A 3,513-nucleotide genomic window follows, 5' to 3' on the forward strand; every position below is an offset into this window, starting at 1 on the left:
GAGCTCGGACTTCACCGACCAGCGTGCCGCAGCGGTTTGTTCATCATCAGACATGTGCACCATCCCGCGGCCATTTCACACGGCGAAAACATCAACCTTCCTTGATGTGTTGAGAAGTCCATTAGCCAGTGCTGTCAGCAGGCCGTCACGCTCCAAAGATCGCGGCGCGTGCATCGATTGTTCGCCAGCTGTCTGTCCGGCATCTTCGGTCTGGATCTATTCAAGCTCCGACTTTTGCAGCCTGCACTGCCGCCTGCGCAGCAGCCAGCCTGGCGATCGGCACCCGGTATGGCGAGCACGAGACGTAGTCGAGGCCGACCTTCTCGCAGAAATGGATCGAGGCTGGGTCGCCGCCGTGCTCGCCGCAAATACCGAGCTTGATGTCAGGCCGCGTCGCCCTGCCCTTTTCGGCCGCCATACGCACCAGCTCGCCGACACCCTCTATGTCGAGCGACACGAAGGGATCCTGCTCGATGATGCCTTTTTGCCGGTATGTCTCGAGGAACGAGGCCGCGTCATCGCGCGAGATACCAAACGTGGTCTGGGTCAGATCGTTGGTGCCGAAGGAGAAGAATTCGGCGGCTTCAGCGATGACGTGGGCGCGGATCGCGGCGCGCGGCAGTTCGATCATCGTGCCGGTCAGATAGTTGATCCTGACACCGGTCTCCTCCATGACGCTTTTGGCGACGCCGTCGATGTGTGCCTTGACGAAGTCGAGCTCCTTCACCAGCCCGACCAGCGGCACCATGATCTCCGGGACGACCAGCGCGCCGGCCTTCCGGCCGGCCTCGACAGCCGCCTCGAATATGGCGCGCGCCTGCATCTCAGCGATTTCGGGATAGGAGACGGCAAGCCGGCAGCCGCGATGGCCGAGCATCGGATTGAACTCGTGCAACGCTTCGGTGCGCCGCCGGAGCTTGTCCGGCGATACATTCATCGCGGCGGCGACCTCGGCCACTTCCTCCTCGGTCTTGGGCAGGAATTCGTGCAGCGGCGGATCGAGCAGGCGGATCGTCACCGGCAGCCCGGCCATGATCTCGAAGAGTTTTAGGAAATCAGAGCGCTGCATGGGCAACAGCTTGGCCAGCGCCGTTCGCCGATCCTTTTCCGTATCGGCCAGGATCATCTCGCGCATGGCAACGATGCGGTCGCCATCGAAGAACATGTGCTCGGTGCGGCAAAGACCGATGCCTTCGGCGCCGAAGGAGCGCGCCATGCGAGCATCCAGCGGCGTCTCGGCATTGGTGCGCACCTTCATGCGGCGCGCGCCGTCGGCCCATTCCATGATGGCGGCAAAATCGCCCGAGAGTTCCGGCTGCAGCATCGGTACAGCGCCTTTCAGCACCTGGCCGTTGCCGCCGTCGATAGTAATGATATCGCCCTTGCGGAAGGTCGATCCCATCGCCATCAGCGTGCCGGCCTTGTAGTCGACGCGCAGCGAACCTGCGCCCGAAACGCAAGGCTTGCCCATGCCGCGCGCCACCACGGCGGCGTGGCTCGTCATGCCACCGCGCGTCGTCAGGATGCCTTCGGCCGCATGCATGCCATGGATGTCTTCGGGGCTGGTCTCGATGCGCACCAGGATCGCCTTGCGGCCTTGTGTCTTGGCCTCCTCGGCGTCGTTCGAGGAAAACACGACTTCGCCGGTAGCAGCGCCTGGCGATGCGGGCAGGCCGACGCCGATGATATCTCGCGCCGCCTTCGGATCAATGGTCGGATGCAGCAACTGGTCGAGCGAGGCCGGATCAATGCGAGCGATGGCTTCCTCTTTTGAAATCAGTCCATCCCTGGCCATGTCAACGGCAATCTTCAGCGCCGCCTTGGCGGTGCGTTTGCCGGACCTGGTCTGCAGCATCCACAATTTGCCGCGCTCGATAGTGAATTCGAGATCCTGCATGTCGCGGTAGTGCTGTTCCAGGTGATCGGAGATGCTGACGAAAGCCTGGAAGGCGTCTGGCATCAGCTTCTGCAGCGACGGCTTATCGGAGCCGGCGGCAATGCGCGCTGCCTCGGTGATGTTCTGCGGCGTGCGGATACCGGCGACTACATCCTCGCCTTGCGCGTTGACCAGGAACTCGCCATAGAGCTGCTTTTCGCCGGTCGACGGGTTGCGGGTGAAGGCAACGCCGGTGGCCGAGGTGTCGCCCATATTGCCGAACACCATGGCCTGGACGTTGACTGCCGTGCCCCAGCTTTCGGGAATGTCGTGCAGCCGCCGATAGGTGATCGCGCGGTTGTTCATCCAGCTGGAAAACACCGCGCCGATGGCGCCCCAGAGCTGCTCGTGCGGATCCTGCGGAAAGGGTTTACCAAGCTCCACCTCGACTTTGGCCTTGTAGAGCGCGATCACGCCTTGCCATTCGATGGCTGTCAGCTCGGTGTCGAGCTCATGGCCGAGGCCGCCCTTCTGGTCTTCGAGGATTTCCTCGAACACCTCATGGTCGAGACCCATGACGACATCGGAATACATCTGGATGAAACGGCGGTAGCTGTCATAGGCGAACCGCGCATCGCCTGAATCGGCGGCCAAGGCTTCGACCGTCTCGTCGTTCAACCCAAGATTGAGCACGGTGTCCATCATGCCGGGCATGGAAGCGCGGGCACCGGAGCGCACCGATACAAGCAGCAATTTCGACGGATCGCCGAAACGACGCCCGGTCAGCCGGCCGATGTGATCGAGGGCGACCGCAACATCCGTTTCCAGCGAGGCCGGATAGGTGTGGCCGTTGGCGTAATAGGCGTTGCAAACTTCGGTGGTGATAGTGAACCCCGGCGGCACCGGCAGGCCCAGGCTGCACATTTCGGCCAGGTTGGCGCCCTTGCCGCCGAGCAGATTGCGGTCGCCGGCACGGCCTTCCGCCGCGCCGTCGCCAAAGGTGTAGACCCATTTGCTCATGCTTGCTCCCCGGTGTCAGGAGATTGGAAATTCTGAAAAATCGAGCGATATGGTGCTGCAGCGTGAAACGCAAGGCATCGACCAAGCTGGCCAGCCTCTACAATCGATTAAGAAAAAGTGGCGGCGAAAAGACTTTCATTTTGGGCGCACTCTCTTAGAACATAGAGGGAACAGTAGCAAGCCATGAGACTGGCCGAAAAGGCTTGACTAGGTCGAATGCCGGCGGCGGGCGGAACGCAGGACATGAAGGCCTTCTACAGAGCGGCCTTCTCCAGGCCGTTCACTGATTATTGGCCTACCTATTCGGCCGTTGCCGAAGGGCTGGATGAAGGCTTTCGGGCGCTGACCTGCCACTGAATTTTGATCCGGCTGCAGTTAGAGCCTCGGCGGGTTTTACGCCGTATGGCGCGGGTTGAGCAACGGGTGATCGGCGGAGCTGGTCGGGGTTGCGCAGCCGATCGTCCGTTGCGGTGAGATCGGCGGCATAGGCCGCAGGCGTGATGTATCCGAGCGCCGAATGTGGGCGCGATCGGTTGTACAACACGACGAGAGAACGCCCACGGGACCGAGGAACGCAAGTTTCTTTATCCATGGCATCCCTGGGCCGGGCGTTGTGT

Annotated in this window: 1 protein-coding gene; it reads right to left on the reverse strand. The window is 61.8% G+C overall.

All coding sequences use genetic code 11. The annotated features are described in order from the left end of the window. Nucleotides 1-220 precede the first annotated feature (220 nt). On the reverse strand, nucleotides 221-2,896 hold the full coding sequence (gene ppdK, locus NKI41_RS32830; protein ID WP_352687164.1) for a pyruvate, phosphate dikinase: 2,676 nt from the start codon (nucleotides 2,894-2,896) through the stop codon (nucleotides 221-223). Nucleotides 2,897-3,513 lie beyond the last annotated feature (617 nt).

It is taken from the genome of Mesorhizobium sp. M0601 (assembly GCF_040320845.1).
Lineage (GTDB): Bacteria > Pseudomonadota > Alphaproteobacteria > Rhizobiales > Rhizobiaceae > Mesorhizobium.